This window comes from Blastococcus sp. CT_GayMR16, from assembly GCF_004570875.1.
Classification (GTDB): domain Bacteria; phylum Actinomycetota; class Actinomycetes; order Mycobacteriales; family Geodermatophilaceae; genus Blastococcus_B.
In genome coordinates this window covers 57,867-81,965 of sequence record NZ_SPQK01000018.1, presented here as the reverse complement: position 1 = coordinate 81,965, position 24,099 = coordinate 57,867, and the positions used below count along the sequence as shown (strand labels likewise).

At 72.7% G+C, this 24,099-nt stretch carries 29 protein-coding genes; 20 read left to right on the top strand and 9 right to left on the bottom strand.

Features of this window, described 5'->3' with window-relative positions; genetic code table 11:
• Positions 1-59: 59 nt before the first annotated feature.
• From msrA to E4P38_RS17570, 4 genes are all read left to right on the top strand, one after another.
• Complete coding sequence (gene msrA, locus E4P38_RS17585) at positions 60-713, top strand: peptide-methionine (S)-S-oxide reductase MsrA (RefSeq protein ID WP_135133252.1); 654 nt, start codon at positions 60-62, stop codon at positions 711-713.
• Positions 706-1,848, top strand: a complete 1,143-nt coding sequence (locus tag E4P38_RS17580; RefSeq protein WP_135133251.1) for a class I SAM-dependent methyltransferase — start codon at positions 706-708, stop codon at positions 1,846-1,848. The genes msrA and E4P38_RS17580 overlap by 8 nt, the downstream gene beginning before the upstream one ends.
• Before the next feature lie 41 nt (positions 1,849-1,889).
• Complete coding sequence (locus E4P38_RS17575; RefSeq protein ID WP_135133250.1) at positions 1,890-2,972, top strand: class I SAM-dependent methyltransferase; 1,083 nt, start codon at positions 1,890-1,892, stop codon at positions 2,970-2,972.
• Positions 2,973-3,110: 138 nt separating this feature from the next.
• Complete coding sequence (locus E4P38_RS17570; RefSeq protein ID WP_135133249.1) at positions 3,111-4,694, top strand: methyl-accepting chemotaxis protein; 1,584 nt, start codon at positions 3,111-3,113, stop codon at positions 4,692-4,694.
• A 60-nt stretch (positions 4,695-4,754) separates the two neighbouring features.
• Here E4P38_RS17570 and E4P38_RS17565 read toward each other — a convergent pair whose 3' ends face one another.
• Complete coding sequence (locus E4P38_RS17565) at positions 4,755-5,246, bottom strand: phosphoribosyltransferase (RefSeq protein WP_135133248.1); 492 nt, start codon at positions 5,244-5,246, stop codon at positions 4,755-4,757.
• 62 nt (positions 5,247-5,308) lie between these two features.
• On the opposite strand from E4P38_RS17565, the gene E4P38_RS17560 reads away from it, so the two are divergent.
• Complete coding sequence (locus E4P38_RS17560) at positions 5,309-5,803, top strand: hypothetical protein (protein ID WP_135133247.1); 495 nt, start codon at positions 5,309-5,311, stop codon at positions 5,801-5,803.
• Positions 5,804-5,925: 122 nt separating this feature from the next.
• Positions 5,926-7,026, top strand: coding sequence for a hypothetical protein (locus E4P38_RS17555; RefSeq protein WP_135133246.1), 1,101 nt, complete (start codon positions 5,926-5,928; stop codon positions 7,024-7,026).
• A 6-nt stretch (positions 7,027-7,032) separates the two neighbouring features.
• Here the strand turns inward: E4P38_RS17555 and pucL are convergent, their stop codons facing one another.
• The 3 genes from pucL to uraD all read right to left on the bottom strand — a co-directional run bounded on the left by pucL (position 7,033) and on the right by uraD (position 8,826).
• Positions 7,033-7,938 (bottom strand): factor-independent urate hydroxylase, encoded by a 906-nt coding sequence (gene pucL, locus E4P38_RS17550; RefSeq protein WP_135133245.1) that lies wholly within the window; start codon positions 7,936-7,938, stop codon positions 7,033-7,035.
• A gap of 76 nt (positions 7,939-8,014) precedes the next feature.
• Entirely contained in the window at positions 8,015-8,332 is a 318-nt protein-coding gene (uraH, locus tag E4P38_RS17545) for a hydroxyisourate hydrolase (protein ID WP_135133244.1), read from the bottom strand.
• Positions 8,329-8,826: a 2-oxo-4-hydroxy-4-carboxy-5-ureidoimidazoline decarboxylase gene (uraD, locus tag E4P38_RS17540; protein WP_135133243.1), complete on the bottom strand. Its 498-nt coding sequence runs from the start codon at positions 8,824-8,826 to the stop codon at positions 8,329-8,331. The genes uraH and uraD overlap by 4 nt, the downstream gene beginning before the upstream one ends.
• 43 nt (positions 8,827-8,869) lie before the next feature.
• Between uraD and aceB the strand changes: the two genes are divergently transcribed.
• From aceB to E4P38_RS17495, 9 genes are all read left to right on the top strand, one after another.
• The gene (aceB, locus tag E4P38_RS17535; protein WP_135133242.1) at positions 8,870-10,441 is read left to right on the top strand and encodes a malate synthase A; all 1,572 of its coding nucleotides are present in this window, start codon (positions 8,870-8,872) and stop codon (positions 10,439-10,441) included.
• A complete protein-coding gene (locus tag E4P38_RS17530; RefSeq protein ID WP_135133241.1) occupies positions 10,441-11,652 on the top strand; it encodes an aldolase in 1,212 nt (403 codons plus the stop codon). The genes aceB and E4P38_RS17530 overlap by 1 nt, the downstream gene beginning before the upstream one ends.
• 65 nt (positions 11,653-11,717) lie before the next feature.
• Positions 11,718-12,365 (top strand): DUF5701 family protein, encoded by a 648-nt coding sequence (locus E4P38_RS17525; protein WP_135133240.1) that lies wholly within the window; start codon positions 11,718-11,720, stop codon positions 12,363-12,365.
• Positions 12,366-12,539: 174 nt separating this feature from the next.
• The gene (locus tag E4P38_RS17520; protein WP_135133239.1) at positions 12,540-13,487 is read left to right on the top strand and encodes a sensor histidine kinase; all 948 of its coding nucleotides are present in this window, start codon (positions 12,540-12,542) and stop codon (positions 13,485-13,487) included.
• Between the two features lie 52 nt (positions 13,488-13,539).
• On the top strand, positions 13,540-14,391 hold the full coding sequence (locus E4P38_RS17515; protein WP_135133238.1) for an NmrA family NAD(P)-binding protein: 852 nt from the start codon (positions 13,540-13,542) through the stop codon (positions 14,389-14,391).
• 5 nt (positions 14,392-14,396) lie between these two features.
• On the top strand, positions 14,397-14,900 hold the full coding sequence (locus E4P38_RS17510) for a MarR family transcriptional regulator (RefSeq protein WP_135133237.1): 504 nt from the start codon (positions 14,397-14,399) through the stop codon (positions 14,898-14,900).
• A 255-nt stretch (positions 14,901-15,155) separates the two neighbouring features.
• Entirely contained in the window at positions 15,156-16,244 is a 1,089-nt protein-coding gene (locus E4P38_RS17505) for an ABC transporter substrate-binding protein (protein WP_135133236.1), read from the top strand.
• Between the two features lie 31 nt (positions 16,245-16,275).
• Complete coding sequence (locus E4P38_RS17500; protein WP_135133235.1) at positions 16,276-17,085, top strand: ABC transporter ATP-binding protein; 810 nt, start codon at positions 16,276-16,278, stop codon at positions 17,083-17,085.
• Positions 17,075-17,989 carry an ABC transporter permease gene (locus tag E4P38_RS17495; protein WP_135133234.1) on the top strand — a complete coding sequence of 305 codons (915 nt, stop codon included), beginning with the start codon at positions 17,075-17,077 and terminating at the stop codon, positions 17,987-17,989. The genes E4P38_RS17500 and E4P38_RS17495 overlap by 11 nt, the downstream gene beginning before the upstream one ends.
• Before the next feature lie 22 nt (positions 17,990-18,011).
• Here the strand turns inward: E4P38_RS17495 and E4P38_RS17490 are convergent, their stop codons facing one another.
• Both E4P38_RS17490 and E4P38_RS17485 read right to left on the bottom strand, forming a co-directional pair.
• Positions 18,012-19,025 carry an ATP-dependent DNA ligase gene (locus tag E4P38_RS17490; RefSeq protein WP_135133233.1) on the bottom strand — a complete coding sequence of 338 codons (1,014 nt, stop codon included), beginning with the start codon at positions 19,023-19,025 and terminating at the stop codon, positions 18,012-18,014.
• Between the two features lie 97 nt (positions 19,026-19,122).
• Positions 19,123-19,650 carry an NUDIX hydrolase gene (locus tag E4P38_RS17485; RefSeq protein WP_135133232.1) on the bottom strand — a complete coding sequence of 176 codons (528 nt, stop codon included), beginning with the start codon at positions 19,648-19,650 and terminating at the stop codon, positions 19,123-19,125.
• 38 nt (positions 19,651-19,688) lie between these two features.
• On the opposite strand from E4P38_RS17485, the gene E4P38_RS17480 reads away from it, so the two are divergent.
• From E4P38_RS17480 to E4P38_RS17465, 4 genes are all read left to right on the top strand, one after another.
• The gene (locus tag E4P38_RS17480; protein WP_135133231.1) at positions 19,689-20,174 is read left to right on the top strand and encodes a DUF1992 domain-containing protein; all 486 of its coding nucleotides are present in this window, start codon (positions 19,689-19,691) and stop codon (positions 20,172-20,174) included.
• Between the two features lie 4 nt (positions 20,175-20,178).
• Positions 20,179-20,367, top strand: a complete 189-nt coding sequence (locus tag E4P38_RS17475; protein WP_135133230.1) for a hypothetical protein — start codon at positions 20,179-20,181, stop codon at positions 20,365-20,367.
• A gap of 102 nt (positions 20,368-20,469) precedes the next feature.
• A complete protein-coding gene (locus E4P38_RS17470; protein WP_135133229.1) occupies positions 20,470-21,168 on the top strand; it encodes a hypothetical protein in 699 nt (232 codons plus the stop codon).
• Positions 21,165-22,187, top strand: coding sequence for a hypothetical protein (locus tag E4P38_RS17465; protein WP_135133228.1), 1,023 nt, complete (start codon positions 21,165-21,167; stop codon positions 22,185-22,187). The genes E4P38_RS17470 and E4P38_RS17465 overlap by 4 nt, the downstream gene beginning before the upstream one ends.
• A 40-nt stretch (positions 22,188-22,227) precedes the next feature.
• On the opposite strand, the gene E4P38_RS17460 is transcribed toward E4P38_RS17465, so the two are convergent.
• Positions 22,228-22,596 carry a nuclear transport factor 2 family protein gene (locus tag E4P38_RS17460; RefSeq protein WP_135133227.1) on the bottom strand — a complete coding sequence of 123 codons (369 nt, stop codon included), beginning with the start codon at positions 22,594-22,596 and terminating at the stop codon, positions 22,228-22,230.
• A gap of 28 nt (positions 22,597-22,624) precedes the next feature.
• Positions 22,625-23,047, bottom strand: coding sequence for a hypothetical protein (locus tag E4P38_RS17455; RefSeq protein ID WP_135133226.1), 423 nt, complete (start codon positions 23,045-23,047; stop codon positions 22,625-22,627).
• Positions 23,048-23,133: 86 nt separating this feature from the next.
• Here E4P38_RS17455 and E4P38_RS17450 point away from each other — a divergent pair, with 86 nt between their 5' ends.
• Positions 23,134-23,913 carry a helix-turn-helix transcriptional regulator gene (locus tag E4P38_RS17450; RefSeq protein WP_245161106.1) on the top strand — a complete coding sequence of 260 codons (780 nt, stop codon included), beginning with the start codon at positions 23,134-23,136 and terminating at the stop codon, positions 23,911-23,913.
• Here the strand turns inward: E4P38_RS17450 and E4P38_RS23905 are convergent.
• The gene (locus E4P38_RS23905) at positions 23,910-24,038 is read right to left on the bottom strand and encodes a hypothetical protein (protein WP_280791095.1); all 129 of its coding nucleotides are present in this window, start codon (positions 24,036-24,038) and stop codon (positions 23,910-23,912) included. The genes E4P38_RS17450 and E4P38_RS23905 overlap by 4 nt on opposite strands.
• Positions 24,039-24,099: the final 61 nt, after the last annotated feature.

Below are 24,099 nucleotides of genomic sequence, written 5' to 3'. Positions count from 1 at the left end.
TCCCGCTGCGAGCCTGCGAGCAGAGGGGGGCAGCGAGGTCCTTCAACTAGGCTCGGAGCATGTTGTTCTCCCGGTTCAAGACGAAGGCGGTCTCGGCCGAGGACGCGCTGCCCGGTCGCCCGGACCCGCTCCCCCACGTGCCCGAGGTGCACGCCGTCAACGGCAACCGCATTCAGCTCCCGTTCCCCGAGGGGATGCAGACCGCCGTCTTCGGCGCCGGCTGCTTCTGGGGTGTCGAGAAGGTGTTCTGGGAGACCCCGGGCATCTACTCCACCGCCGCGGGCTACGCCGGTGGCTTCACGCCGAACCCGACGTACGAGGAGGTCTGCTCGGCGCGCACCGGGCACACCGAGGCCGTCCTCGTCGTCTTCGACCCGGCCGTCATCTCCTACGACCAGCTGCTCAAGGTGTTCTGGGAGGACCACGACCCCACCCAGGGCAACCGGCAGGGCAACGACATCGGCACCCAGTACCGCTCGGCGGTCTACACGCAGGGTCCGGAGCAGGAGGCCGCCGCGACGGCGAGCCGCGACCGGTACCAGGAGCGGCTGCAGGCCGCGGGCTACGGCGAGATCACCACCGAGATCGAGCCCCTCGGACAGTTCTTCTACGCCGAGGACTATCACCAGCAGTACCTCTACAAAGTGCCGAACGGCTACTGCCCGGTGCACTCGACGGGCGTCTCCTGCCCGGTCGGCCTGCCCGGTGTCTAACGCCTCCGCACCGACCGGTGCGGAGGAGCTGTTCGCGCAGTTGCGGCGGGCGCCCGACGTCGAGGCGCCCGAACTCGTCGCCGTCGACGCCACCGACCGGCTCCTCCTCGACATCGCGGGCGAGCTGATCGAGGCGACCGGCCCGGGCGAGGTCGCCGTCGTCGACGACGGCTACGGCGCACTGACCCTGGGCGCGGTCGCTCTGCACGGCGCCCGGGACGTGCGCGTCGCCCAGGACCTCCTGCTCGGCGAGCTGGCCCTCGCCCGCAATGCCGAGCGCACCGGGCTGACCGGCACGTACCGGTCCGTCCCGCTCTCGGCCGATCTCGCGGCCGGCGCACGGGTGGTGCTCGTCCAGGCGCCCAAGGCGCTAGAGGCCCTGCGGGAGATCGCCGAGGTGCTCGCGGCATCGGCGCCCCCGGACGTGACGGTGCTGGTCGGCGGCCGGGTCAAGCACATGACGCATGCGATGAACGACGTGCTACGGGACTCCTTCACCGACGTCTCGGCGAGCCTGGCCCGCCAGAAGTCGCGGGTGCTCGTCGCGCGTGGGCCGAAGCCGGCGTCGTCGTCCTTCCCGCGCAGCCAGGAGCATCCCGACCTCGGGCTCACCGTCCGCGCGCACGGCGCCGCGTTCGCCGGCACGAAGATCGACATCGGCACCCGCACCCTGCTCGGCTGTCTCGACCGGATGGCGCCGGCCGGCACCGCCCTCGACCTCGGCGCGGGCTCCGGCGTGCTCGCGGCGGCACTCGCCCGCAGCCGCCCGGAGCTGTCGGTGCTGGCGGTGGACCAGTCCGCGGCCGCCGTCGCGTCGACGCGTGCGACCGCGGAGGCGAACGGACTCGCCGACCGGATCCAGGTGGTGCGCGACGACGCGGCGGAGTCGATCCCCGCCGGCAGCGTCGACCTCGTGGTCTGCAACCCGCCGTTCCACGTGGGCGCCGCCGTCGTGACCACCGCCGCCGACCGGCTGTTCGCCGCCGCCGCCCGCGTGCTCCGCCCGGGCGGCGAGCTGTGGACGGTCTACAACAGCGCGCTGCGCTACAAGCCGACGCTCAACCGGCTCGTGGGACCCACCACGGTCGCGCACCAGACGCCGAAGTTCACCGTCGCGGTCGCCACCCGTCGCTGAGGTCTTGCGGGCCGCGCCCGACCGGTCCACGGTGACCGGGCATGACGCAGAGCACGGTGCACGGACCGGACCCACTCGCCGACCGCCTCCTGGCCGCGGTGATCGGCGCCCTCGAGGTCGCCGCGGTCGACCTCGGTGACCGGCTCGGCTGGTACCGCGCCCTGGCCGACACCCCCGCGACGGCACCACAGCTGGCCGCCCGCACGGGCAGCGACCCGCGGTATGCCCGCGAGTGGCTCGAGCAGCAGGCGGTCGCCGGCTACCTGACGGTCGACGACGTGCGGGCCGCTCCGGACGAGCGCTACTACACGCTTCCCGAAGAGCACCGCGCGATCCTGATCGACGAGGTCGACCCGCTGTACATGACGCCGATGGCCCGGATGGTCATGGCGTTCACCCGCAACACCCCACGCCTGGCCGAGGTCTACCGCAGCGGCGGAGGCCTGAGCTGGGACGAGATGGGGGACGACGCCCGAGAGGGCCAGGCCGCGGCCAACCGGCCGTTCTTCCTCGGCCCGCTGGTGACCGAGGTCCTCCCTGCCCTGCCCGAGGTGGACGCCGTGCTCCGCGCCGGGGGCCGGGTCGCGGACGTCGGCTGCGGCATGGGCTGGTCGTCGATCGGCATGGCCACCGGCTACCCGACGGCCCGGGTCGACGGGTTCGACGTCGACGTCCCCTCGCTGGAGCAGGCGCGGCGGAACGCGGCGGAGACCGGCGTCGCCGACCGGGTGCGGTTCGAGGTGGCCGACGCCGGGCGGGTGCGCGAGGAGGCGGAGTACGACGTCGTCACGGCGTTCGAGTGCATCCACGACCTGCCCGATCCGGTCGCGGTCCTGACCACTATGCGCGCGATGGTCCGCCCCGGCGGGACGGTGCTGGTCGTGGACGAGCGGGTGGCCGAGACGTTCACCGCGCCGGGCGACGACATCGAACGCCTCATGTACGGCTACAGCCTCACCTGCTGCCTCCCCGACTCGCTGTCCAGCGACCCGTCGGTCGGTACGGGCACGGTCATGCGGCCGGACACCCTGGCGGGCTACGCGGCGGAGGCCGGGTTCGCCGGTATCGAAGTTCTGTCAGTCGAGCACGACTTCTTCCGCTTCTACCGGCTCCTCCCCCGGTGAGGCGTCCGGGGCCCGGACCAGCGGAAAGATGAAATTTGAAACTGTAAAGGTTTCCGCTGTAGTCGCTCCAGCGAGCGGCCGAAGTTCGGGGCAACGGTGGGATTCCATCGGATGGAACGGCCCCGATGGAGAACTTCGATGGCGCACTCGCTTTGGTCCGACCGCCCCCTGGGCGTGAAGCTCGCCGCTCTCGTGGCGACCGGGACGGTCGCATTGGGGGTCTTCGCAGTCATCACCGTCCAGGCGCTCCAGGGCACCGGGGACCGCGCCGAGGAACTGCTCGCCACCACCGAGGCGACCGGCCAGGCGCTTGAGGCGGACATGATGCACGACGCCGTCCGGGCCGACGTCCTCCAGGCGCTGCTCAACCCGGTGGGTCCCCAGTACCAGTCCGCGGCCACCGACCTCGCCGACCACTCCGCCAACTTCCGCGAGATCCTCGCGACCGTGGCCGACGAGCACATCAGCACCGACGTGGCCGCCGCCGTCGAGGCCGTGACCCCGACCGTCGAGCAGTACCTCACCTCGGCCGACGCGATCATGACCACCATCGCCCGGAACCCGTCCCAGGCCGGCGCGGCCTACCCGGACTTCCTGCAGACGTTCTCCACCCTCGAGGACGAACTCCCCACCGTGGGTGCGGCCGTCGAGTCCGCCGCGGCGGACGCGGTGCAGGCCACGACGGAGCAGCGGCACACCGCCATCACGCTCGCGATCATCGTCGCCGCCGTCGGCGTCCTGGTGCTGGCCCTGCTCGGCTGGATCGTCACCAGCTCCGTCGTGCGACCGCTCCGCAAGGTCGGTGCGGTGCTGACGGCGCTGGCCGACGGCGACCTGCGCGCCACCTCCGGGGTGGAGAGCAAGGACGAGGTCGGCCAGATGGCGGCCGCCCTCGAGGTCTCGATGGCCAACGTGCGGGAGGTCATGACCGCCATCGGCGACAGCTCGACGACGCTGGCCTCGGCCACCGAGGAGCTCTCCGCCAGCGCGCAGGACATGACGCGGCTGGCCGACGAGTCCTCGGTCCAGAGCGGCATCGTCGCCAGCGCGGCCGTCCAGGTCTCGACGAACGTGCAGACGGTGTCGGCAGGGTCGGAGCAGATGGGTGCCTCGATCCGCGAGATCGCGCAGAACGCCTCCGAGGTCTCCCGCGTCGCCGCGCAGGCCGTCCACGCCGCCGACAACACCACCGCGACCGTGGCCAAGCTGGGCGAGTCCTCGCTCGAGATCGCCAGCGTCGTGAAGGTCATCACGAGCATCGCCGAGCAGACCAACCTGCTCGCGCTCAACGCCACCATCGAGGCGGCCCGCGCCGGGGAGGCCGGCAAGGGCTTCGCCGTGGTCGCCAACGAGGTCAAGGAGCTGGCCCAGGAGACGGCCAAGGCCACCCAGGACATCACCGCCCGGGTGCAGGCCATCCAGAGCGACACCGAGGGTGCGATCACGGCCATCGGGGAGATCTCCTCGATCATCGCCCTGATCAACGACTCCCAGAGCACCATCGCCGCCGCCGTCGAGGAGCAGACCGCGACGACGACGGAGATGAACCGCAACGTCGCCGAGGCGGCGCACTCGGCCAGTCAGATCGCGGAGAACATCGACGCGGTCGCCACGGCCACCAGCTCCACGACCAGCGCGATGAACGACGCGCAGGCCGCCATCGACGAGGTCGCTCGCATGGCGACCTCGCTCAACAGCTCGGTCGCGAGATTCCGGTACTGACGCGCTATCGGAGCGACCTGAGAGACGGCGGCGGTGGGGGGCTTCCCACCGCCGCCGCTTTCATGCCGGGCGGTCGCTGCGGCGGACCACCGGCGGGAGCGTCGACCACGGGAAGTTGATCCAGCGGTCGGTGCGGCGCCACACGTAGTCGCACTGGACCACCGACTGCGGCTTCTCGTAGATGACCGCCGTCCGGACCTCGGAGACGTAGCCGGAGCAGAAGTCGCGGACCAGCTCCAGCGTCTTCCCGGTGTCGGCGACGTCGTCGGCGACCAGGACGTTCGCACCGGTGAGGTCGACCCGGTCCAGCGTCGGCGGCAGGACCACCGGCAGGTCGAGGCGCTCGTCGACGCCGGTGTAGAACTCCACGTTCATCACGAAGAGGTTCTTCACGTCCAGGGCGTAGCCGAGCGACCCGGCAAGGAAGAGCCCGCCGCGGGCGATCGACAGGATGAGGTCGGGCTCGTAGCCGTCGTCCACGACCTGCTGGGCCAGCTCCCGGCTCGCGGTGCCGAACAGCTCGTAGGTCAGCGTCTCGCGCTCGTCGGCCACGGTCGCTGATGGTCGCAGGGAGTGGGCTGGGCAGTGGGCCCGGGGGAGGGCAGGCTGGGGCCATGGCGAACCGCAGGCACGTGCGCATCGTCCGGCAGGTGCGCCCCTGGGTGGCCGGCTGGTTCGCCTTCCAGGCGGTGGTGGCCGCGGCCGGATGGCTGACGGCGTGGCGGAAGAACGAGGGCGACGAGAGCTCGACGAGCATCCGCCGGGTGCTGACCCACTTCGGACTCGAGCTGCGCCCGCACAACCCCGGGCTGTCGCGGGTGCGCGTCGACCTCGCCATGGCCGGCGCCGAGATCGACCTGACCGGCATCCCCCGGCCGGCCACCGGCATCGACGTCACCGTGAACGCGATGATGGCCGGCCTCGCGGTGCGCGTGCCCGCCGACTGGCGCGTCTGGTGGGAGTTCCGGGGCATCGGCGGCATGGGCGCCGACGGGACCGTCCAGCGCACGCACGACGAGCACGCCGCCGACGTCCGGATCCACGCCGTGGTGCTGCTGGGCGGCGTCGGCGTCGAGGGGATTGGGCGGGCGCAAGGGGTCGACCCCTAGGAATCGCAAGAAGAATCGCAAGAACACCGGTGACGGGCCGCCTCGGCGCGTCATCCTGACTGGCACTCCCTGGATGTGATCCTCGTCGGATGGGCCTTGGGGAACTGCTGAGTCAAGTCCTTGTGGCGATCGTCATCGGCGGGGTACTGGTGATTCCCGCGGTCGTGTCGACGCGCTTGGCCGAGCGGCTGATGCTGTGGCTGTTGACATCGCGGCCGTTCTCGAAATCGGGGCGTCTCGTCCAGGCGTCTCTCTCGGCTCTAACCTGGGCCTGCGCTGGCCTGCTTCTGGTTTCCGGTCCGGCATTCCTAGGAGCCATTCAGGCGTACGCGTACAGCGGCCTCGCCCCAACAGTGTGGTGGCGGACCCTGGGCGCTGGAGTCGGTCTCGCGCTCGCGGCCGCTCACGCGACTTTCACGGTCCGGCGCGGGCGACATGGATCGGCGCTGCTTGATTCGGCGGACTGGGCTGCCACTCACGGCGAGCGGCAGCAATTGGCCCGGATGCTGACCCGCCAGGCGCCTCTGCGGTCATATGACCAACTCTGGTTCTTCCTTGCGGTCCTGCCCGCGGCGGTGGCCCTCTTTCAACAATTGTGGGAATCGCGCCCCGGGATGCAGGAGCCGACACCTTTGCCGTATATCGAACTCGGGTTTTCCCTCGTCGCCCTCGTAGGTGTCGGGGCCGCCTGGCTACAACAGCAGATCAGCCCGGAGATTGCGCTCGCGGACCTGGCTATCGCAGAGTCACGTCGACACCGCCTGCCCCACACTGCCGGCGTGCCGGGCCGCCGGGCAGCCTCCCTGCTTCGGTTGGCCAGTCGCCGACGTAGCAGACGCCTGCCGGTGTCCGTTCGCGCCGAGTACGTCATCAACTGTGCTCGGCTAGGTGAGTGCCTCTTGATCGCTCACCTTCAGCAGGCCACGCGCCCGCAGGCGGCGCAGACTCTTCGTTCCTTGGTCCAGCAGAGCGCGCGAATCGCAGCCTGTCCCGACCCCTATGCCGGAGTGGAGCGTCTGCGCGGCTGGCTTCAGATGAGAGGTCTAGGGGAGGTCCCCGCGACCGCGGGACGAACGGGGCGTCTCGATCCGGTCGTTCGCACCATGGAGGACTTGGCCGCTGTCGTGCGGAACGTCGTGTACGTCGTGGTCGTCATCGTGAGCCTGGTGGTTCTGGTGATGTCCGGCCTCACACTCGAGTCTTTCGTCGAGCGCTTCCGCTGAGCGCCCTCAGCAGAAGCCGGGGGTGTCCTGCCAGGCGACGTCGGCCGGCGCCACGTCGTCCCGCACCACTGCGCCCTCGATCAGCCCGTAGGGGCGGTCGTCGGCGTGATAGACGACCGCGCCGGTGCCGTCCGGGGTGTTGTCCAGGCCGAACGCGGACAGGTCCTGCAGGAAGTGGTGCTTGTTCGGCATCGACATCCTGATCTCGGCGACGGGCGGGTTCTGCTCGAGCGCGGCCTTCCCCATCGCGTACAGCGACTGCTGCAGGGCGAGGGAGTGCGTCGAGGCGAACGTCTCCAGCAGCGCCGTCCGGACGGCGGCATGCGTGCCGTCGAAGTCGACGTCGGTGCCCGTGTAGCGCCAGCGCGCCGTCACCGCGGTCGCCAGGATCCGGTCGTTCGTCTCGGCCAGCGTCGTGTACCGGTCGCGGGGGAAGCCCCAGAACTCCGAGCCGGTGGTCTTGAGGACGACGAGGTCGGTGAGCCCGGCGATGACGTGGGCGTCGTCCCCGTCGACGGTGACCACCGCCGTCCGCACCTCGCTGCCGTTGCGGGAGAACGCGTGGTCGTGCGGCTGCCCGCCGACCGCGATCCGGTCCCAGCCGTAGGACTCGACGGCCACCCGCGCGCCGGTGATCCAGTCGTAGGAGCCCACGAAGTGCCGCGCCAGGCGAAGGCCGAACTCCTCGGGTGAGCCGACACCCTCGCGGGCGAATGCGAAGACCGTGTTCTTCTGCGCGTCCGTCGTCAGCACGTGGCTGTTGTCGCCGACCGTGTGCGCGGCGGCGAAGTCGCCGCGCAGACTGGAGCTGACATTGAGGTCGACCAGCGTGTGCCGGGATGAGCTGCGGTCGACCGCGACGACGCGGACCTCCGCCTTTCCGTACTGATTGGGCCCGAGCACGATCGCCATGCGCGGCACTGTTGCACAGATTGGACCCCTGCCCCCCACCCCTCGCAAGCTCGCGGCGGGACCCTGCAGGGGGCCGCTAGCTGCCCCGGTACGTCGAGTACGCGAACGGGCTGAGCAGGAGTGGCACGTGGTGGTGCTCGGCGGGCTCCTGGACGGCGAAGGTGAGCACGACCTCCGGATAGAAGGCCTCGCGCGCCTGTTCGGCGAACCACGGGCCGGTCGCGAACACCAGGCGGTGGGTGCCCAGCCCGGTCGCGTCGTCGGTCAGCCGGCAACGGCCGTCGCGGTCGGTGACCCCCTCGGCGAGCAGGTCCCCACCGGCGAACAGCCGGACGGCGATCCCGGCCGCCGGGCGCCCGGACACCGCGTCGAGCACGTGCGTGGAGACGCTCATGAGACGAGCCCCCGCACGCGGAGGGCGCTGATCTGGGCCAGCTGCTCGGTCGCCTCGGCCTGCTCGGCCTCGGCGTCGTTGTCCAGCCGCCGCCGCAGCTCGGCCAGCATCTCGTCGGGCGACCGGCCCGCCGCGCGGATCAGGAAGACGTGGCCGAAGCGCTCCTCGTAGGTCCGGTTCCCGTCGACGAGGGCCGCTCGCGTCTGCGCCCCGGCGTCGTTCATCGAGCTCTGCTCCCGGCGGGAGGCCTCGGCCTCGGCGGAGGACCCCTCCGGCCGGTCACCGATGCGGGGATGGGCGGCCAGGGCGATCGACACCTCGTCCCACGGCAGCGACCGGGCCACCTCCTCGGCGCGCGCGACCAGGGTGTCGGCGTCCGCGTACGGCCGGCCGGCCACCAGCTCCGCGGCGAACCGGGGGGCGGCGTTGCAGGTCCGCAGCGCCTGCACGGCCCGGTCGGCCGGCTCGTTGTTGAAGTCGTCGAGGCGGGCCACGGTGAGAGGATGCCAGCCCAGCGGAGATCGGGAGGGCGTCGCAGTGGTTGATGTGCGTGTGGAGGGCCCGGCGGTCGAGCGGGGCGAGGAGATCCTGACCCCGGAGGCGCTGGCGTTCGTCGCCGATCTGCAGACCCGGTTCGGCGCGCACCGCGACGCACTGCTGGCCGCCCGCGCGGTCCGGCGGGCCGAGATCGCCGTCGCGCGCACGATCGACTTCCGGCCCGAGACGGCGCCGGTCCGCGAGGGCGCCTGGCAGGTGCCCCCGCCCCCGCCGGGCCTGGTCGACCGCCGCGTGGAGATCACCGGGCCGACCGAGCCGAAGATGGCGATCAACGCGCTCAACTGCGGCGCGAACGTCTGGCTGGCCGACCTCGAGGACGCCAACACCCCGCACTGGCGCAACGTCGTCGGCGGGCAGGTCGTGCTGAAGGACGCCGTCCGCCGGACGCTCTCCTTCACCAGCCCCGACGGCAAGGAGTACCGGCTGCGCGAGGACGGCGAACTGCCGACGATCGTGCCCCGCCCGCGTGGCTGGCACCTGCCTGAGCGGCACCTGCTGGTCGACGGCGAGCCGACCGTAGGCGCGTTCGTCGACGCCGGCCTGTACCTCTTCCACAACGCGCGCGAGCAGCTCGAGCGCGGCAGCGGGCCGTACTTCTACCTGCCCAAGATGGAGGGTCACCTCGAGGCGCGGCTGTGGGCGCTGGTGTTCGACCACGCCGAGCAGGTGCTCGACCTCCCGGCCGGGTCGATCCGCGCCACGATGCTGATCGAGACCATCCCGGCCGCGTTCGAGATGGAGGAGATGCTGCACGAGCTGGGCACCCACGCCGCCGCCCTCAACGCCGGCCGCTGGGACTACCTGTTCAGCGTCATCAAGGTCTTCCGCGACGCGGGCCCGGAGTTCGTGCTGCCCGACCGGGGTGCGGTCACCATGACCGCGCCGATGATGCGCGCATACACCGAGCAGCTCGTCGCGGTCTGCCACCGGCGGGGCGCGATGGCGATCGGCGGCATGGCCGCCGCGATCCCCAGCCGGCGGGACGCCGAGGCCAACGAGCGGGCGCTCACGAAGGTCCGCGAGGACAAGACCCGTGAGGCCGGCGACGGCTTCGACGGTTCGTGGGTGGCCCACCCCGACCTGGTGCCGATCTGCCGCGAGGTCTTCGACGACGTCCTCGGCGGGCGCCCCAACCAGCTCGATCGGCAACGCGACGACGTCCACGTCAGCGCGGTGCAACTGCTGGACGTCCCCGGCGTCCCGGGGAACCGGACGATGGCGGGCCTGCGGGCGAACGTGGAGGTGGCGCTGCGCTACCTGGCGGCCTGGCTGGCCGGTAACGGCGCGGTCGGCATCCACGGCCTGATGGAGGACGCCGCGACGGCCGAGATCAGCCGCTCGCAGCTCTGGCAGTGGGTCCACGCCGGTGTCGAGCTGGACACCGGGGAGACGGTGACCGAGGAGCTGGTCCGCCGGGTCGTGGCCGAGGAGGTCGAGGGCATCGGGGAGCTGGAGAACCTGGACGACGCCCGGCGGCTGTTCGAGCAGGTGGCGCTGGCCGACGAGTTCCCCGACTTCCTGACGCTGCCCGCCTACGAGCTGATCGACTGATGCTCGGCGAGGAGATCTACGAGGAGCTGGACCGGCGGCTGACGAAGACCGACGCACTCCGGCTGACGAGATTTCCGGGGGAGTGGCCGGAGCGGCAACCGGTGCACACCTGCTACGTGCCCGTCGACGCCGTCGTCCCTGGCCTGGCTGCCTCGTGGGGGGACGCCGCCCTGGCCGCGCTCGACGAGCACGGGCTGCCCGACATCGGGCTGGACGACGACATGCTCGACCAGGTGCTGCCCCGGGTGCGGTTCAAGCTCGCGACCGAGCCGATCGAGGACCTGCGGGTCGACGCCGAGGACGGCTACCGCGGCGCCCCGGACGCCGAGGACGACGACGTGTGGCGCGCGGCCGCCGTGATCGTGGCCGAACGCGCCGCGGGCACGGCACCACCGTCGGTCGGGATCCGCGCCAAGTGCCTGGAGGGGTCGACCCGTCACCGCGGCGTCCGATCGCTGGACCTCTTCCTCACCGGTCTGGGCGGGGGCCGGGCCGTGGTCACGCTGCCCAAGGTCACCGACGTCGAGCAGGTGAAGGCGTTCCTGTTCGTCCTCGACGCGCTCGAGGCCGCGCACGGAGTGGCCGTCGACCTGGAGCTCCAGGTCGAGACGCCGCAGGCGGTGCTGGGGCCCGACGGCACCGCGACGCTCGCGCGGATGGTGCACATCGCCGGACCCCGCCTGACCGGTCTGCACTACGGTACTTATGACTACAGCGCGGCCCTCGGGATCGCCGCCGCACACCAGGCCTCCGACCACCCGGCGGCCGACTTCGCCAAGCAGGTCATGCAGGTGGCCGTCGCCGGCACCGGAGCCCACGCGGTGGACGGGTCCACGAACGTGCTGCCGGTCGGTCCGACCGAGCACGTCCACTCCGCCTGGCAGCTGCACGCCGGGCTGGTGCGCCGGGCCCTGGAGCGCGGCTTCTACCAGGGCTGGGACCTGCACCCGGCCCAGCTCGTCACCCGGTACGCGGCGACCTACGCCTTCTTCCGGGCCGCGCTGCCGGCCGCCGCCGGCCGCCTGGCCGCCTACCTGGACCGCACCGCGGGCGGCGTCATGGACGAGCCGGCGACTGCCCGTGCGCTGGCCGGCGTCCTGCTGCGCGGGCTGGACTGCGGGGCGGTGGACGACGCAGAAGTTCGGGCAGCGGGGGGTCCGGAGCGCACGGAGCTGGATAGGCTGGCAGGCCGGCGGCCAGGGGGATCCTGAATGGTCGCCGAATCGTCGCCCGGCCCGCAGCGAGACACCGGCGTGCCCAGCACGAGAGGGACCTGATGACCGCGCTCCCCGTTGCCGCCGTCGCCACCGAGGCGGAGCTCGAGTTCGACCGCCAGGTCGACGCGCTCGTGACGACCGGTCTGCCCGAGGCGCTCGACCTGGTCGAGCAGTGTTTCCGCGCCTCGGTGGAACCGCTGCGCGACCTGCTGCCGCCCCCGGGGACCGACGGCACCGCCATACCCTTCGTCGTCGTCGTGCCCCACCTGCCGGTCGTCCCGGTGCTGGAGGCCGTGCACACCGTCGGCGGCCCGGGCTTCACCACGATGGACGACGCCGACCTCGCCCGGTTCCAGCCGCTCCCCGAGCTGGAGGTGCCGGTCGGCCCGTACCTGCTCCTGGACGTCGACCCCGGCCCCGACACCCTGAACCTGCCGCCCGCCGAGGTCCTGCCCCGGCTGACCGCTGCCGGCCGCTCACCGCTGACGATTCCCGAGGGGCTGGCGGTGCTCGTCTCCGATCCCGGCGTGCTCCGGAGCCGGAACTGCTTCTCGCTGCTGGGCTCCCGGGCCGGCGACAAGCGGGTCCCGGCCCTGTGGGTGAGCGCGCGGCGGCCGCGGCTGGGCTGGTGCTACCAGGGTGCCCCCCACACCTGGCTCGGTTCGGCCTCCTGCGCGGCGCGGCTGGGCGAGCCGGCGCTGACTTGACACGCCGGTCGGCCCCGGTGTCGAGTTCCTGACTTGCATGTCTCAGAATGAGCGTTCTATCGGCTGGAGCCCACCGGCCGTGGACGGGTCGAGGGGCTGGTGGACGGCGCAGCGACGGACTGTTCGACGCCCGGGTCACGCCGCACGTCCCAAGCAGTCGGTGACCAGGCCGTGGTGAACCACGGTCACGGGGCCGCGATCATCACCACCCAGGACGAGATGCTCGCCGCCGCCCTCCCCTTCCTGGAGGCGGGCCTCCGCGCCGGTGACCTCGTCGCCCTCACCTGCCCCCCCGACACGGTCGCGCTCCTCGCCAAGGAGCTCGGGGAGCAGGCGCGGGCCATCGAGTCCGAGCCCCGGATGAGCCTGCTGGGTGCCCGCGCCCCGGACGCCCTCACGATGTGCCGCCGGTACCTGGAGCGGGCCGTCGCCGGCGGAGCGGACGGCGGGTCCGGCCGGTTCCGCGTCCTGGCCGAGGTGGACTTCGGCGAGGATCCCGCCGACTGGCGCGAGGGGCAGCGCTTCGAGTCCGTCTACAACCGGCTCCTGGGCGAGGCCCCGGTGTCGGCGATCTGCCTCTACGATCGGCGCCGGCTCGCGGGTCCGGTGGTCGAGAGCGCCGCGGCGACCCATCCGCAGCTGGTCCGGGGCACGTCCTGGTCGGTGAGCGCGGGCTTCCAGGACCCAGGGGTCTACATCCCATCCCTGCCGCTGCCCCGCGCCCCGGTCGAGGACGGCGACCCGTTCTTCTACGTCGAGAACGCGCCCACGCTCGCCGGCCTCCGGCACCAGCTCGGCGCCGTGCTCGCCACGCTGGTCCCGGACCGCGACCAGCAGGAGGACCTCCACCTGGCGACCAGCGAGATCGCCGCGAACGCGTTCCGGCACGGCGTCCGGCCGGTCTCCGCCCGGGTCTGGGCCGACGGCGACCGCATCATCTGCGTCATCAGCGACCGGGGCACCACCTACAGTGACCCGTTCAGCGGCTTCACCCCCGCGCACGGCCTCGACCTCTCCCTCGGCGGGATGGGGCTATGGCTGGCCCGCAAGCTCTGGGACCACGTCGACGTGCTGCCCACCGATCAGGGCCTCTCCGTCCGGTTGAGCACGCGCCTGCGCTGACCTCCCGAGCGTCGCCTTGACGGGGGCGATCTCTCACTGTTGAGGTACCCCGGTGATCGTGGTGACGGCAGCGGGCGGCCGGACCGGTGCGGCCGTCGTCCGGGCGCTGTGGTCCCGGGGCCAGCGGGTGCGCGCCCTCGTCGGCAGCTCACAGCCCCGCCCGGAGCTGACCGCGCTCAGCGCCGACGTCGTCGCCACCGACCTCACCGATCCCGCGGCCGTCGAGCCGCTGCTGACCGGAGCCGACGCCCTCTACCTGATCTGGCCCAACTTCGATCCGGCGGAGACGGCGGGGGCCGTGGCACTGCTCTCCGCGGCGCGGCGCGCGAGCGTCGGCCGGGTCGTCTACCACTCGGTGCTCCGCCCGCAGGCCCGGTCGATGCCGCACCACGCGGCGAAGGACCGGGTCGAGGAGGCCCTGGACGCCAGCGGCCTGACCTGGCGGGTGCTGCAGCCGTGCGCCTACGCGGACAACCTTGACGGTCAGCTCGCCGACGTGGCCGCGACCGGCACGTTCGGCAGTCCGTGGGGCCTGACGCAGGCGCAGTCACTGGTGGACCTGAGCGACGTCGCCGAGGCGGCCGCCGTCCTGCTCACCGAGGACGGGCTGGACGGCGGGACCTTCGAGGCCGTCGGGCCGGAGCCGCTGACCGCGCCGCGGATCGCCGAGCGCCTGGGCGCATGGCTGGGCCGAGAGGTCCGCGCGGTGGACGCCGTCCCGGACGGACCGGTCCCGGCCGGCTACGCCGCACGCTGCAGCCGGCTGATGTTCGACCACTACCGGGCGCACGGGTTCACGGGCAGTCCCCGGGTCCTGGAGTCGTTGCTGGGCCGCCCGGCGCGGACACTCGCCGAGCACCTGGCGGATCAGGAACTCCCCGGTGCCGTGGGCGAACTACGGTGAGCGACGTGGAGGACGCGGTCGACCAGATCCTCGAGCAGTGGGGCCGGGAGCGCCCCGATCTGGACTGCTCGCCGATGGGGATCATCGGGCGGATCACCCAGCTGCAGCGCGAGGTCTTCCTCGCCCAGCGCGCCACCTTCTCCCGGTACGGGCTCGATGCGCCGTCCTTCGACGTCCTGGCGGCGCTGCGCCGGGCGGGCCGGCCCTATCAGCTGACCCCCACGGCACTGATGCGCTCGGCGCTGGTGACCTCGGGCGCGATCACCCAGCGGCTGGACCGGCTGGAGGAGAAGGGCCTCATCACCCGCGAGCGCAGCGAGGCCGACGGCCGAGCGGTCGTGGTGACGCTGACGACGGCCGGCCGGGAGGCCCTGGACGCCGCACTGCCCGACCACCTGGAGACGGAGCGGAAACTCCTCGACGGGCTGTCGACCGCCGAGCGGAACCAACTGGCCGACCTGCTGCGGCGCCTCCTCGTCGCGCTCGGCCGGGTGCCCCAGGACTCCTGAGCCGTCCATATGTGAGTCAGGTCTCCTGCGGACGGCGAAACCCCACTAACCCGGTGCAGAACATGTGAGTTACTCTTCGGCCATGCCTCAGCTGCCCCTCCTCGTGGCCTGCCGCCACCTGGACCACGGCTGGCTGAGCTCGGCTCTCTGTCCGTCGGCCTGACCGCCGCCCCTTTCATCCCGGGCGCGCGGCCTCGTCGACGCCTGCCCTGAGCCCGTCGCCGTGTCCGCGTGCCCTCGCCTCGACGAGGAACAATGCCGACCAACCGCACTCTGCTCAATCACGCGAGGCTCCGCCGCACGCTGTCCCTGCTTCCCCTCGTGCCCGTCGCCGCCCTCCTGGCCGCTTGCGGCGGCACGAGCAGCGCCGACTCGGGCTCGGCGGCCGCCGACGAGCTCCGCCTGGGCTACTTCGCCAACGTCACCCACGCCGCGGCCCTGATCGGCGTCAACGAGGGCCTGTTCGCCGACGAGCTCGGCGACACGAAGCTCACCACCCAGGTCTTCAACGCCGGACCGGACGAGGTCGAGGCACTGTTCGCCGGCGCCCTGGACGCCGCCTACATCGGGCCCAGCCCCACGATCAACGCCTACGGGCAGAGCGACGGCGACGCCATCCGCATCATCGCCGGCGCGGCCTCCGGCGGCGCGCAGCTCGTCGTCCGCGAGGGGATCGACTCCTCCGACGACCTGGAGGGCACCACGCTCGCCAGCCCCCAGCTGGGCAACACGCAGGACGTCGCACTCCGGACGTGGCTCACCGACGAGGGCCTGGAGAACAGCGTCGACGGCGGCGGCGACGTGACGATCGCGCCGACGGCCAACGCCGACGTCCTCAACCTCTTCCAGACCGGCGAGCTCGACGGTGCCTGGCTGCCGGAGCCCTTCGCGTCCCGGCTGGTGCTCGAGGGAGGCGGCCACGTCCTCGTCAACGAGAAGGACCTGTGGCCCGACGGCGAGTTCACGACCACCCACCTGATCGTGCGCACCGAGTTCCTCGAGCAGTACCCGGACACGGTCGCGGCCCTGCTGCGCGGGCACGTCGCCGCGGTCGAACTGGCCACCGGTGACGCCGCTGCCGCGAAGACCGCGGTGAACGCGGGTCTCGAGGCCGCCGGTGGCAAGCCGCTCGGCACCGAGGTGCTCGACCGCGCCTGGGGCGAGCTCACGGTCACCTACGACCCGATCGCGTCGGCCCTGAAGCAGTCGGCCGAGAACGGCGTCGCCGCCGGCACCAGCGAAGAGACCGACCTCGACGGCATCTACGACCTCACCCCGCTCAACGCCATCCTCGACGACCAGGGCCTCGACACGGTCTCGGCCGGCGGCCTCGGCGACGAGTGACCTGCTTCCCCGCCCGATTCAGGAGTTCGACATGAGCACGAGAACAGCCACGGTGGAAGCGCCGGTCCAGCAGCGGGATGTGCTGAACGTCGCCGCGGCGCTCCCCACCGCCGTGCGCGTGGAGGGCGTCTCCCAGGTCTTCGAGCGCGGGCGTCCTCCCGTGCTTGAGGGTCTGGACCTCACGGTCGCGGCGGGGGAGTTCGTGTGCCTGGTCGGGGCCTCCGGCTGCGGCAAGTCGACGCTGCTCAACCTCATCGCCGGGCTGACCAAGCCCACCTCGGGGCAGATCTCGGTCTCCGCCGAGCGGCCGGCGCTGATGTTCCAGGAGCCGGCCCTGCTGCCCTGGCTGACGGCCTCGGGCAACGTCGAGCTCGCCCTGCGGGCCCGGGGCGTCGGCCGCGCGGACCGGCGCGCCGAGGCCGCGCGGCTGCTCCGGGTGGTCAACCTCGAGGAGCACAGCGGCAAGCGGGTGCACGAGCTCTCCGGCGGCATGCGCCAGCGCGTGGCGCTGGCCCGGGCACTGGCCCAGGACAGCAAGGTGCTGCTCATGGACGAGCCGTTCGCCGCGCTCGACGCGATCACCCGCGACGTGCTGCACGAGGAGCTCACCCGCGTGTGGGCCGAGCAGGGGCTGTCGGTCGTGTTCGTGACGCACAACGTCCGCGAGGCCGCCCGGCTGGGCCAGCGCGTGGTTCTGCTCGGTTCCCGGCCGGGCCGGGTCGTGCGCGAGTGGCAGGTCGACGTGCCGCACCCCCGCACGATCGAGTCGCCCGGCGTGGGCGCGCTGGCCACCGAGATCACGCGGGAACTGCACCGGGAGATCAGCCGCCATGGCCGGTGACGACAGCTCGGGGCGGCCGGGCCTGGCCCTCGTCGAGCGGCAGGACGTCGAGAACCGCGACGTGGAGGCCGGGCTCGACGCCCTCGACGCGTCGCCGGACCTTCCGGCCGGGCCGGGTCTCGGCAAGCGGTTCGTCCGCTCGGTGCTCCCGCCGATCGTGTTCCTCGCACTCCTCGTCGGGGTGTGGGAGCTGGCCTACCTCGCGGAGCTGAAGCCCTCCTACGTGCTCCCGTCCCCGGCGGACGTGGCGCAGAAGTTCTGGGAGACCGTGCAGGACGGCAGCGCGGCCGAGGCGATCTGGACGAGCCTGAGCCGCGGCGCGGTGGGCTTCGCGATGTCGCTGGTGATCGGCAGCCTGCTCGGTCTCGCGATGTGGTGGAGCCGCTGGCTGCGGGCCGCCATCGGTCCCATCGTCAGCGGGCTGCAGAGCCTGCCGTCCGTGGCCTGGGTGCCCGCGGCGATCATCTGGTTCTCGCTCTCCAACGCCGCCATCTACACCGTCGTCCTCCTGGGCGCGGTGCCGTCGATCGCCAACGGCCTGCTGAGCGGCCTGAAGCAGGTGCCGCCGCTGTTCGACCGGGTCGGCCGCGTGCTCGGGCTCTCGGCGCTGGGGCGCATCCGGTACGTCCTCCTGCCGGCCGCTCTCCCCGGTTACCTCGGGGGTCTCCGCCAGGGCTGGGCCTTCGCCTGGCGCTCGCTCATGGCCGCCGAGCTGATCACCTACTCGCCCAACCTGGGTCAGGGTCTCGGCCAGCTGCTCAACATCGGCCGCGAGCTGTCCCAGATGTCGCTGGTCATCACGTCGATCACGCTGATCCTCGCGGTGGGGGTGGCGATCGAGCTGCTGGTGTTCGCCCCGCTCGAGCGGCGGGTGCTCACCCGCCGCGGCCTCACCGCCCGCTGAGGCGGACTGACCCCCGTGTGGGTCAGGGGATCGGCGGGAGGTCGCCGGGCTCCAGGTCCGGGCGCACCCGCACGAAGCGCAGGGGGTGCCGGAAGACGCCGGCCTGCAACGCCGCGTCGGCGCTGACCTCGACGACGACGCCCGGGTCGACGCGGGTCAGTGGCACCGACAGCCTGCCGCCGCCGAACCGTCCGGTGCCGATCCGATCGGGCCAGGGATGGTCGTCGTCGGCGGGGCGCAGCGCGGCGGCGAGCTCGGCGGCCTGGCGCGGGGAGAGCGGACTGGTGCGGCCGACGACGACGAGTTCGCCGTCGCGGAAGCGCCCGGCGACGAGCTGGCTGGGCCGGTCGATCGGGCCGATGACCCCGCCGGCCAGCACCTCGGTGGTCTCCCAGGACTTGACCTTCAGCCACTCGCGCCGGCCGGGCGCGTAGCGGGTGCCGGCGCCCTTGGCGACCAGGCCCTCGACGCCCGCCGGCCGGAAGTCGTCGAACCAGCGCCGGGCCTCCTCCGGGTCGGCGGTGGCGGGTGACAGCTGCATCGGCGGTGCCCAGCGCCCGGAGAGCTCCTCCAGCGCGGCGCGGCGGCGCGACAGCCGCTGGCCACGCAGGTCGGTACCCCCGGCGGCCAGCAGGTCGAAGGCGACATAGGACGCCGGGTGCGCCGCGACCAGGGCGCCGATCCGCCCCGCCGCGGTGACCATCCGCTGCTGCAGCAGCCCGAAGTCCAGCCGGGAGCCGTTCCAGATCACGACCTCGCCGTCGAGCACCGTGCCGGCCGGCACCTGCGCCAGCGCGGCGGCGGCGACGTCGGGGAAGCGGTCGGTCAGGTCGCGGCCCTGCTTGGACCACACGCGCGTCGAGGTGCCGGTCCGGACGACGACCAGCCGGTAGCCGTCCCACTTGGGCTCGTACAGGCACCCGCCGACGAGTGCGTTCGCCGGGGGGATCGCATCCACCGGCTTGGCCAGCTGTACCGCCACGGGTCCCGCCAGCTCGGGCGGGAGGCCCGGCAGACCGGGGACGGACAACGGCACCCGGACAGCCTGCTGGCTCGCCCGTCCGGGTGCACCACCGCGCGTCGCGGCGTCACCCGATCGGGACCGTGCGATCACAAAGCCGCGACCGGCGGACTCAGCCCCGGTCGAGGAACAGCAGGCTGAAGGCGGCCAGTGACGGCCCGTCGGTGAACCGGCCGTCGGCGATCATCGCCCGCAGGTCCGTCTCCGGCACGAACGCCGAGAGCATGTCGGCCTCGGTCGCCTCGCGTGCCGTAGGACCGGCGGTCAGGTCGGTGGCGAGCCAGACGTCGAAGCCCTGGGTCATGATGCCGGGCGCCAGGTCCAGGTGGCCGAGCCGGCGCAGCTCGCCGGCCCGGATGCCGGTCTCCTCGGCGAGTTCGACACGGGCCAGCTCTTCCGCCGAGCCGTCCTTGCCCTCCCCCCACGTGCCCTGCGGGAACTCCCAGCACCTGCGGCCGAGCGGGTAGCGGAACTGCTCGACCAGCCAGAAGCCGCTCCGCTCGGCAGGGATGACCAGCGCGAAGTCGGGGCGCTCGACGACGCCGTACAGGCCGGCCGAACCGTCGTCGCGCTCGATCACGTCCTCGCGCACTCGCATCCAGGGGTTCTGGTAGGTCAGCCGGCTGCTCGTCGTGCGCACTCCCGGAGCCTGGCAGAACGGTGTCACGATGGGACGCGATGACCGAACGCAAGCCGCCGGGGGTGTCCTTCGGGAGCTGGGTGGACGCCCAGATCTCGCGGGGGATCGCGCGGGGCGACTTCGACGACCTGGCCGGCGCGGGCAAGCCCCTGCCGGACCGAACCGGCGAGGACGCGATGGTCGCGTGGGTGATCGAGAAGGCCCGGCAGGAGAACCTCGACGTCTTCGGGATGCTGCCGCCAGGCCTGGCGCTGCGGAAGGAGAAGGAGGACCTCCCGCGGCGTGCGGAGGGCCTGCGGTCGGAGGCGGCGGTCCGCGCGCTCGCCGAGGACTTCAACGACCGGGTGCGCCTGTTCTGGCGCCGTCCGCAGGACCCCCCGGTGGTTCCGGTCGGGCTGGTGGACGCCGACGCGCTGGTCGTCGGCTGGGAACGGACGAGACCCGCCCCGGAGCCGGCGCCCGTCGTCGCCGAGCCGGCACCGCGGCGGCACTCTCGTCCGTGGCGGCGCCGACGGCCAGGATGACGCGATGCGATTCGTGCTCGAGGTCGACCTGGAGGCCGGCGCACTCGCCGGGAAGAACCGTGCCGCGGAACTCGGCCGGATCCTGCGTTACTGGGGCGGAGCCATGAAGCAGGTTCCGCTCGTGGCGGGGGAGCGGCAGGAGCTCTCCGACAGCGACTACGTGATCGTGGGTTCCTGGCGGATCGAGGACTGACCGTCGGCCGGATGTATCCGGGCGGCGCTCCCATCTCTCTTGACCGGTGCAGAGGTCGGGAGAACCGTTGACCCTCTCGGCCCTCGGCCGCTGGAGGTCGTCATGACCCGTCCCTCGTTCTTGCGTCTCCTCTTCGCATTCCTGCTGGCGGTGGGGCTGAGTTCCTGCGCGGGGAGCGGGACCGGCGTCGACGAGGCCGCGGACGCCGCCGCAGCCTCGGCCGCGGAGCAGGACGACCGCTCCGAGGACGGTGGCTCCGACGACGGCGGCTCGGACGACGGGTCGCAGGACGACGTCCGGACCGACGCGGCGACCACCGGGGAGAACGGCGGTGGCGGGCGCGGGGGCGGGCCGGACCCGGAGACGGGTGCGGGAGCGCGGCCGGGCGGGCCGTTCGACGTCGAGGCCTTCGAGCAGATCGGCCAGTCGGCGGAGGAGTTCCTGCCGTTCGGGCGCGAGTACTGCAGTGGTGGCCGGTGCACGCTCGTCGAGGAGCGGTTCGACGACCCCGAGGCCGAGTTCTGCCGGGTGTCCGACTTCCGGTACGACCCGCCTGCTCGTCCCGAGGGGGCGCCCGCCTCGGACCAGGTCATCCAGCGCGGCACCACCGTGACCGTCGTCCTCGCGTGCCCGCCCGAGGGGACCGGGGAGCTGGGCACGGGCGAGGAGGGCACGGGCGAGGAGGGCACGACCGACGAGTCCACGACCGACGAGGGGTCCAGCGAGGAGGACGGCACCGACGAGTCCACCGACGACGAGGGCGGCACGGAGGACCCGCCGGCCGAGGAACCCGCCGGATGACGGCGACCGAGACCGCTGCGCAGGCGTCCCCCGACGGGCAGCCCCCGCCTCCCGGGGAGACCACGTCCTCGGGGGCGACGGCAGTCGAGGACGTTCCCCTCGCGGCGGCGCCGCCGGAACCCCCGACGGACGACGACGGGCTCGACGCGACGGAGGCACTGCCCCGGCTGGTCAAGGTGGCCGGCGAGGTGGTCGCACCCGCGACCCTGCTGACCGCGCTGCTCTTCCAGTTCGGGCGCCTGCACTCGGCCGGCTACTTCCGGCACTTCGGCGTCAACTTCACGGTGCTCGACCTGAGCACGACCGACTTCCTGATCGTCGGCGCCGACGGGCTGTTCGTCCCCCTGGCCGGCGCCTGCGTCCTGGCCCTGCTGCTGGTGTGGCTGCACCGGTTCGTGCTGAGCCGGCTCTCGACCGGTGAGCGGCACCGCGTCCTGCACTCCCTCGCCCCGGTCGCCGGTCTGGTCGGCGCGGTCCTGCTCGTGCTGGCACTGCTCGACCTGCTCACCGGCGTCCGGCTGTTCTGGGGCGACTCCGAGGCGGGCGGCATCAGCCTCGCGATCGGGGTGCTGCTCGTCGTGTACGCCCTGCGCCTGGTCCGGATCACGCGGAACACCCCTCGCCGGTCGGCGAGCTCGGAGCTGGCCGAATGGGGTGCGGCGTTCCTGCTCGTGAGCGTCGGCCTGTATTGGGCAGTGGGCTCCTACGCCTTCGGCGTGGGCATCGGGCGGGCCGAGCAGCTGCAGCGCGCGCTGCCGTTCCAGCCGGCCGCGGTCCTCTACAGCGAGCGGAGCATGAGTTTCGACGTCACTGGCGTCACCGAGGTGCGCTGCGCCGATCCCGAGGCGGCGTACCGGTTCCGGTACGACGGACTGCGGCTCATCCGCCAGGCGGGCAACCAGTACCTGCTCGTGGCCGCGGACTGGACCCGCGCGACCGGCACGGCGGTCCTCATCCCCCGCGGCGCCGGCATCCGGCTGGAGTTCCGCACGGCCCTCACGCCGCCGTCCGGCTGCTGAGCCGCGGGCCGGCGGGCGATGCCCACCGGCCCGCGGTCTGTCATGCGGCGATCGGGACCCGGTCGAGGAAGCCGAGGACCGTCCGGATGCGGCCCTGGGCGTCGACGACGGCTACGTCGAACCCGGCGATGGGCGCCGGCTGCCCGGCCGGCCCCAGTTCCCAGCTGAAGCGCACCTGGTCGTGGTGGGCGTTCACCGGGCCGGCGAGGCGGAAGACGAAGCCGGGGAACTGCTCCTGGACGGCGGCGACGGTGGCGTCGAACGCCTCCCGCCCCTCGGCCTCGACCAGCGGGTCGGTGTATCGGACGTCGTCGGTGACCAGGTCGGCGATCGCGGTGCGCCGGGCGACGGGATCGGTCGCGTTCCACGCGGCGAGGTAGCGGTCGGCGAGGTCGGTCGTGGCGGTCATGGGTCTCTCCTCTTTCGGGTGGGGTGGGTCAGGAACGGCGACGCAGGCCGGCGACCTGCAGGCCGGCGAATGCGGTGACGACGACGGCCTGCAGGACGATCCAGACCGCGCCGACGGCAGTGGGTGTGCCGGCGTCGGTGAGCGCGAGGACGACGCTGCCGACGGCCCAGAGCACATTCAGGACGATCACGGTCCGGACGGCGGCGGTGCCCACCGGGCGTCGGCTGCCCACGAGCCAGACCGCGCCCGCGAACACCAGCAGGACGACGCCGGTACCGCGGAGCAGTCCCGCCGACAGTCCGAGCGGGTTGTCCAGGAGCGGTGCGGCCAGCAGGTAGGCGGCGCCGTTCAGGCCGGTGACGGCGGCATCGAGGCGGAGGGCGAGCCGGAGCAGGCCGTCCGCAGGGGCGGAGGTGCGAGCCGCGTTCGCGGCGGCGGTGGAAGTGGTCATGTCCCGACCGTGCTCGCGCCATGGGCGCCGGTCGATTACCTCCGGCGTAAGCGACAGCAGGCCGCCGTGGAATTAGCGTCTGCCGGGTGACCAGCACCGGAACGCGTCCCGCCGTGGGGGAGCTGCTGCGCGACTGGCGGCAGCGCCGGCGGCTGAGCCAGCTGGATCTGGCCAGCGACGCCGGGGTGTCCAGCCGGCACCTGAGCTTCGTCGAGACGGGCCGCGCGCGGCCCAGCCGGGAGATGGTGCTGCACCTCGCCGAGCAGATGGAGGTGCCGCTGCGGGCGCGCAACGAGCTGTTGCTCGCCGCCGGCTTCGCGCCGGCCTACGGGCGGCGCGGACTCGACGACCCCGACATGTCCGCCGTCCGGACCGCGCTGGACCTCGTGCTGGCCGCCTACGAGCCGTTCCCTGCCGTGGTCATCGACCGGTCGTGGAACCTCGTCGCCGGCAACCGCGGCATCGCCCCGCTCACCGAGGGCGTGGCCCCGGAGCTGCTGCAGCCGCCGGCGAACGTGCTGCGGCTCAGCCTGCATCCCGACGGCCTGGCACCGCGGATCGTCAACCTGCCGCAGTGGCGGGCGCACGTGCTGCACCGGCTGGCGCGGGAGGCCCACGCCAGCGCTGACCCCGGGCTGGCCGCGCTCCACCGGGAGCTCGCGGGGCTGCCCGGAGGTGCTGACCGGTCTCCGCCGAACGGCATCGCGGTGCCGCTGCGGCTGCGGGCGGGGGACGCCGTCCTGAGCTTCCTCAGCACGGTGACGACGTTCGGCACCGCCGTCGACCTGACCGCCGCCGAGCTCAGCATCGAGGCGTTCCTGCCTGCGGATGCGGGGACCGCGGAGTTCCTCCGGGGACTCCGCTAGTCGTCGTCCTCGGCGTCCTCCCGCTTGGCGGCGACCTCGCGGGTGGCCATGCCGCCCTCCCCGCCTTCGTCCCGCGGACCGGGGTGCAGGTTCGGCTCGTCGTTCTCCTCGCGCGGCTCGCTCATGGGATCAGCCTGCCTTGCTAGAGGGTGTGCGGCCATGCAGTGCCCTCGACGACGATCGTGC